Source organism: Paenibacillus tundrae (genome assembly GCF_030812775.1).
GTDB classification, from domain to species: domain Bacteria; phylum Bacillota; class Bacilli; order Paenibacillales; family Paenibacillaceae; genus Paenibacillus; species Paenibacillus tundrae_A.
Map to the genome: position 1 here is coordinate 355,704 of NZ_JAUSTI010000006.1, position 7,386 is coordinate 363,089.

Below are 7,386 nucleotides of genomic sequence, written 5' to 3' on the forward strand. Positions count from 1 at the left end.
GGGCTAATATGGAATATTTTATCATGACTCAAGATCGTCAGCTTGATGAACATATGGTTCTATTCGATGGATTGAAATCAGCGACTAGAACGTTAGAGGTTCCAAGAGAGCGTGAGCAGGAAATTAAAGATTTTACGGTTGTTTATGTTGATGGCAAAGATAAAGTCATACCTGATTTGATTGATCGACCAGTCGTTTTTATATCCGACTCATTAAAGAAAGTTATTGAAATGTATGATGACGACGCTCTCTTTAAATGTGCTGTGCTTGCTCATCCAGTGGAGGAAGTGCAAAAAACGTACTGGTTGTTGCTGGTCGATCGATTAGAGTGTCTCTCTGACCTAACGGAGTATGATCCGTGGGGGAGACCGAAACGCATTGTTATTGACCGGAAGCTAGCTAGAGGACATGGCGTATTTCGCATTGCAGGTATTGATGATCAGCGGTTGGTCATTAGTTTAGACATTGCTGAAAGCATACTACGACGTGATTTATGGGGAATAGATCTGGAACCACTACAGACAAAGGAGGACGAAGACATATGAGCGCGGATAAGAGCTATGTTGTACATGGAGCCTATGCTCAATGCACATTCGGAACACGACCCGCTAGATTGGTTATCCCTGCTAGTCACGGTGATTACATTCACGAACAACCGCAATTAAATGTTAATAATTTTCTATCAATGACAAATGTCCGACCATTTGGTCTGTGCACAAGTCTCAGTAACCCCGCAGTACAGGCTGAGATGAAAAAAATTGAAGAAATTGCACCACCTCCAAAACAAGATATTGGTTGGTTTGAATCGTTGTTTACAAAAGAAGAGGACATTCCGCTGGAAGAATTACCGCCACCTGAGTGTGTAGCTATGTGTACACCTCAAGTAATTGCACCTTGGTTGGATGGCAAAGATGACGTCAAGGTGGGTGCTGGAGATGCACTGCTTGATACTTGCAAAAACTATTGTATCTGTGGACGTGGAGATATCACAATTCTTCATAACGGTCAGAGAGAGTAGTCTCATTTGTCGGGGATATAGGAAGGAGGAGAATTAATTGTGGAAATGGTTCATGCTGGTGTGATTATTGATGTGCCTTGTAAACTGGTCAGGATTGAAGATATACAGATTATGCATCGAATGAATGAGCACTCTTACATGAAGATCAGAGCTGTCATTCATGAAAAGGGAAGCGAAAGTGCACATGAACTTAATACAGAGGACAAAGTGAAAGCCTACATATTATCTGAAGATGGTCGAGAAAAAGAAACATGCTTGTTTACCGGAATGGTGCGTCAGGCGGTGGTTGAGCATGTTCAGGGGATATATTATTTGGAGTTGTTGGCAGTATCATATACATACATGTTGGATATTGAATGGAGGAAACGTTCGTATCAAAATCAGCAAAAAACATATGCTGAGATCATCCAGAAGGTGCTTGATTCTTATGCAGGTGCCTCCTTAATCAATACGATACCGGATACGGTAACGGGGCAGATGTTATTGCAGTATGAGGAAACAGACTGGGAGTTCATTCTTCGCCTTGCTTCCAGATTGGGTACGGTAATCGTTCCTTTAGTTGATGGTGGGCCTGCGATTTCATTTGGAATACCGCAGGAAATTGTGAAAAACGAATTAGCATTCGAGGCGTATACGATGCAAACTCGTTATAATCCTCATCGTGAAACACAGGAGGTTCGCTATCATATTCAGAGTAGGCAAGTTTATCGGCTTGGCAATCAAACGGAAATTCAACGTCGTCCCTTTGTGGTCTACGAGATTGAGACGAGCGTAATTCATGGTGAATTAATCCACACCTACACTCTTCTATCCAAGTCTGAAGCTAAATTGACTAAAATCTTACCTTATAACATAAAAGGGCTATCACTTGAAGGTAAAATCACAAAAATATCCCGCAACAAGATTCAATTGCATCTGGACATAGATAAGGAAGCAGAAGCGGATAACGCCTGCTGGTTCCCTTACTCGACAGGTATGGATAATCAGAGTGCATATATGATGCCAAAGCCCGGATCGCCGGTGAAATTACATTTTCCCAAACCATCCGAAAAAAGCGCCATTGCAACGAGTTCAGTTCGCCGGGGCGTAGAACAGACCAAGTACAGCCAAAAGTCGTCCAATCCTGCAATCAAATCATTAACAAACGACTCGGATCAAGAGATGAAGTTAACAGGGGAAGACATCGTATTTGCCGCAGATTCGGCGGAAACCGTCAAGTTGAGATTGGCAGGTGATGGTTCTATTGAAATATTGGCGAATACGGATATATCCATTATAGCAATGGAAGACTTTCTGATTGATGCTAAAGGAGAGGTTCCTGCCCCTAAGCAGATTGAAATGAGCGCTGCTGAGATGGTGGCTATTTCAAGGAGTCCAATGGAAGGAATCAACTTAGATCAATACATTTATATCGCTGATGTTGCGGATGTTCAAGCAGCAGTCATCTATTATGAGGGCACGCCAGGAAAACCACCAATAGATTCTTTTGACGATTCAGAGCTTCTCGCCCAAGATAAAAGTTTGATGGAAGAAATCAACGGGAATGCTCTTGCATATCGGCAGGCACTCGTTAGCAAAATGGAGGCGGGGAAAAGTAAGGTTGGGTTTGGTAAAATTGCTATGTTGATCGGTGCAGCTGCCGTGGGTGTTGCAGCAATCGTGCTGACAGGAGGGGCAGCAACACCATTAGTAATAGCAGCAGGAACCACACTTGTTGCGGGTACAGCGACCATGTTTATAGCAGGTGCTGAGAGGGCAGAGGGAAGCCAGGATATTGCTAAAGCCAGAATAGGCGACTTGTCTCAATCTGAAAATTTTATTAGAGATAAGTTATTGGGAGAAAACGCCGAACTTTACGATATGATCAAATATGGATCAGTCATCGTATCTATAGGGGGAGTCGCCGTTTTGACCGGAGGTGGAGCTTCTGCATTAATACTGCCTTCTATTGGTGGTGGAGTGAATGTTGGAATCACGGCAATTTTCGATCCTGCGTTGCAACCCGGAGAAACATTAATCGGTCACTATCTAAAAAGCTTCCAAAATGGTTTTTTGAGTGGCGCCATGGTGGGGAAATTTATGTCTGGGATCAAATGCGGAACGGGTTTCATTAATTTTGCTAATATCTACGGTAGAGCAGTAGCGGGTGGAACAATTAGCGGCATGACACAGGATTTGATGAATACAGGACACACGAGTTTCACTTCAAATCTGGCAAGCAACGCGGTGAGTGGGATCTTCTCATTTACTGGTAAAAATAAGCTGACGGATTATGTTTCCTCTGTAGTTGGAGGTATGAGTGGAGCCATGGCAGAGGACTTATGGCGAAACGGAAATGTCAACCAGTCCCTAACATGGGATACGTTAAAGAAAGTGTCGGTTGCAAGCCTTGCTACTATGGTAAAAACGGGTGATCCAGTAGATGTTACTCGAGGTGGATTTCATTATTTTGCTAAAGATATGATCCTGCTTGATATTGGCTCCCCTATCGAAATGACACGGAACTATAACTCACTGTATCCAGTTAGGGGATTGACAGGAAGAGGTTTTATTTTTACATATGATTCCTATCTTAATCGAGAGGAAGATCGGATATATGTCATTTGTCCGGATAGCCATTACGAAAGATTTACGCTTCGTGAAGGCTCCTGGGTAAATGAAATTGCAGGTAAGCAAGATTATCGTCTTATTGAGCGTGAGGCTGCACAGGGATATTTGCTGATTGGGCCAGAACGGGAAACGTACGAGTATGACGAGACAGGGCGTTTACAGAGCATTGCTGATCGTTCAGGAAACCGGACACGATTGGAGTACAATAACAACGGCATTTGTCGTCTGATTGCACCAGGTGGTAAGTCTGTCTTGATGGAGTGCAAGGATGGCTTGTTAATGAGGCTGACTGATAATATCGGTAGAACCGTGAATTATGAATATGATGGTGACCTTCTCATACAAGTAACTTATCCGAACAAAGGGATAATCCGGTATACGTATACCGAAGAGGGTTATCTTGAAAGCATAACGGATCAGAACGGCAATACCTATGTAACTAATACTTATGATGCTGTAGGTAGAGTCATTCGGCAACGTGATGCTTACGATCAACTGACCGATATCAAGTATAACGATGTTGATCGTGAAACGACTTTTATTTTTCATGCAACAAATGTCGTGGAGAAGTACCGCTATAACACTGATTATCTTGTAACTGATATCATCTATCAGGACGGGACACAGGAATCCTTTGAGTATGATGCCTATCAATTCAAATGTGCTCATACCGATACAGGTGGCCGGACCACACGCTGGGAATATGATATCCATGGTCAGCTGTTGACGGAGATTGCAGCGGATGGCACACAGCATAGTCAGATCTATGATGAACAACTCAACCGAATCTCCGTATCGGTCAATAACATCGTGGAAAAGACGTATGCCTATGACATGTTCGGGCGCGTGTTGGAAGAGACGCAAGTGATCGACGCCAAGCGCCGAGCTGTCACGGCCTATACCTATGATGAACAGGGAAGAATTCTCACCCGCCAGGATGCGCTTGGTCACTTGACTACGTATGGATATGAAACTATTCATTCCGATTCACCATCTTATGTTAAGGATGCCGAAGGTCAGGAGTACCGTTATACATTCGATGATGCGGCTCGGATTACTGGGATTACAACGGCATATGGAACGGTTGAGTTCGAATATAACGACCTGAACAAAAGAACCCGGATAGTTGATGCTGAAGGCAATACTACATTAATGTTCTACGACAAGATGGGTAACATGATCAAGCAAGTGAAACCTAATGATTACGTGGAGCGGATCGACAACGGCAAAGGAACCGAGTATCGTTACGATGCGTTAGATCATCTGATTCGTATCACTGATCCGCTTCAGCAAACCCGTAGGTACCACTACGACATGTACGATCATGTACTTAAAGAAGTAGAACCGAACCAATATGATCCGGTATTAGATGATGGTCAAGGAACAGAGCATGTGTATGATCATCGTGGCAATCGAATTGAGACCAGGCTACCAGACGGAGGAATTCAGCGCTTCAAATATGATACTGCCGGCAACCTTGTAAAATCCATCGGTCCAGGTCAGTATGACTCGGCGACGGATGATGGTCCGGGAACGGAATATGAGTATGATGCTATGGGTCGTCTGATTCAAGTAACCAATTCGGAAGGATATATTGAAAGACGTTATGCATACGATTCCGCAGGGCGGATCGTCAAAGAAATGAATGGCAAAGCAGTAGATAGCGCAGAACATGATAATGAACGGTTCGGTACGTTGTATGTATATAATACAGCAGGATGGCTAATTGAAAAGAGAGAACCTGTTCAAGAAGAGATATCCTCTGAGAATGTGATGTACTGCTTGTCTCGTTATGAGTATGATCTTGTCGGAAATCTAGTAAAAGAGCAACGAACTTCCGAATTCGTCTCACGTGAGGGATATCCAGACACGTATCATGGAATTTCGTACACCTATGATCGTAATCATCGCGTAATTCATATTACAGATGACAAGGGAGCGGATATTCAATATACGTACGATTGCCTGAATCAGCGGACTTCTGAACGATATAAGTTGAGCGAGGGTAAGGAGCGTCATATCCGTTACGAATATGACAAGGCAGGAAGGCTGGTACGTCAGCTTGACCTCATAGACGGGGAAGACCTGCGCGAAGAGCGTCAGGGAACGGTTATGGCAGAGACAAGATATGGGTATGACCGTAACGGAAACATCACGTTTATCCGTTCTCCCGAAGGATATGAGACCGAGATCAGCTACGATGGAACAGATCGGATTGTACAGATTAGCCGCCGGGAGCATACGGGAGCGAAGGCCAGTTCCATGTACCTGAAGTATGATCGCAGCGGCAACGTGACGCAAGAAACGGATACAATGGGACATGGGATACAATATGCGTACGATGTTCGGAATCGTCCGATTCGTTATGTGGGCAAACGCGGTGGCGTCACCCGTCTGTTCTATAATGCCGAAGGGAAACTCTCTAAAAAGGTGACCCCCAGTCTATACGATGCAGCTCGTGACGACGGGGCAGGAACAGAATACACATATGACGTGCTAAATCGTCTAACCGAAATCCGCAACCCCTTAGGCGAGATTATTCAGCGCCATACCTTTAACCGCTATGGGGAGCAAGAGATTGCCACAGCATATGGCATTGTTACGAGGTATACCTATACTTTAGCTGGACAGGTGCATCAAGTATGGGGCGCCGATACGGATCATACAGCGGTGTTGCGACAGGAATACGAGTATGATGCTGCTGGAAACATCGTAGGTATCCGTGATGGCGAAGGTAGGATGACACGTCGTACACTAGACGGATGGGGCAACATTACAGCATTGACCCGACCCGACGGAACAATGGAGCACTACGATTATGATGTGGCAGGGAATGTAATTCGCTCTACGGATGCGAAAGGGCAGGCAACCCAGTATGCATATAATTCCTTAGGTGAAGTGTCCGCGATTACTGGGCCAGACGGCCTTCCGATCACATATCAGTATGACCGCGAAGGTCGCCTAGCTCGTCAGCAAGATCGGAACCAGCATGTACTGGACATGGCCTACAATTTCAATGATCAACTCATCCGCAGACGGGAGCTATCCAGCGGGGAGGAAGAAACGTATGCCTACCGTGAAGATGGCCTATTAATCTCGTCCGCAAATAACGAAGTGCGTTATGACTACGACTATAATGAAGACGGTCTGTTGACAGCCAAATATAAGAGCAATACAAAGGCAGCAGGGACTCAAAGCCAGGTACTTCGCTATGAATACGATTTAGAAGGCCAGACACTGACTCGCACGGATGCTGGTGGTACGCGTGTTGAATACGCTTATGATGTAGCGGGACGAGTTAGTGCTATTCGGCAGGGTGAGAAAGATCTAGCACAGTATACCTATGTATCAGGTAACCGAATCGCCTCCATGTTGTACGGAAATGGTGTACAGACAGCATATGAATATACGCCAGAAGGCCAAGTATCGCGGCTCCACACCCGTGCAGCGGATGGTACGATATTGCTCGACAACCGATATACGTATGACCGAAGTGGGAATACGATCGGTTGTTATGGATCGGAAGATCACGTAGCGTACCGCTATGACGAGATGGATCGCCTGGTGGAAGCCCGGTATGCCGGATATGGAACAGAACAACTGGCCTATGACGCATCTGGCAATCGAGTCTCTCGAATTTGGAATGGACAGCGGACAAGCTACACCTATGATACTAGAAACCGTCTGCTTAGTTTAATTGAAGAAGCGTTGCAGGGCGAAGATCAAGGTATACCGGATAAGCAAGCCAATAGAAAAGT

The 7,386-nt window shown here is 44.9% G+C and carries 3 protein-coding genes; all 3 read left to right on the forward strand.

Annotation, left to right across the window (positions count from 1 at the left end; genetic code table 11):
• Positions 1–8 precede the first annotated feature (8 nt).
• The gene (locus J2T19_RS13600; protein WP_307216499.1) at positions 9–545 is read left to right on the forward strand and encodes a hypothetical protein; all 537 of its coding nucleotides are present in this window, start codon (positions 9–11) and stop codon (positions 543–545) included.
• Positions 542–1,018 (forward strand): DUF4280 domain-containing protein, encoded by a 477-nt coding sequence (locus J2T19_RS13605; protein WP_145046564.1) that lies wholly within the window; start codon positions 542–544, stop codon positions 1,016–1,018. Before J2T19_RS13600 ends, J2T19_RS13605 begins: the two co-directional genes overlap by 4 nt.
• Before the next feature lie 45 nt (positions 1,019–1,063).
• Positions 1,064–7,386 (forward strand): DUF6531 domain-containing protein (locus J2T19_RS13610; protein WP_307216538.1); only part of this gene is annotated, 6,323 nt, incomplete at its 3' end.

Coding starts and splice junctions, on each gene's coding strand:
- J2T19_RS13600 (WP_307216499.1), top strand. CDS start 9: ATGGAATATTTTATCATGACTCAAGATCGTCAGCTTGATGAACATATG.
- J2T19_RS13605 (WP_145046564.1), top strand. CDS start 542: ATGAGCGCGGATAAGAGCTATGTTGTACATGGAGCCTATGCTCAATGC.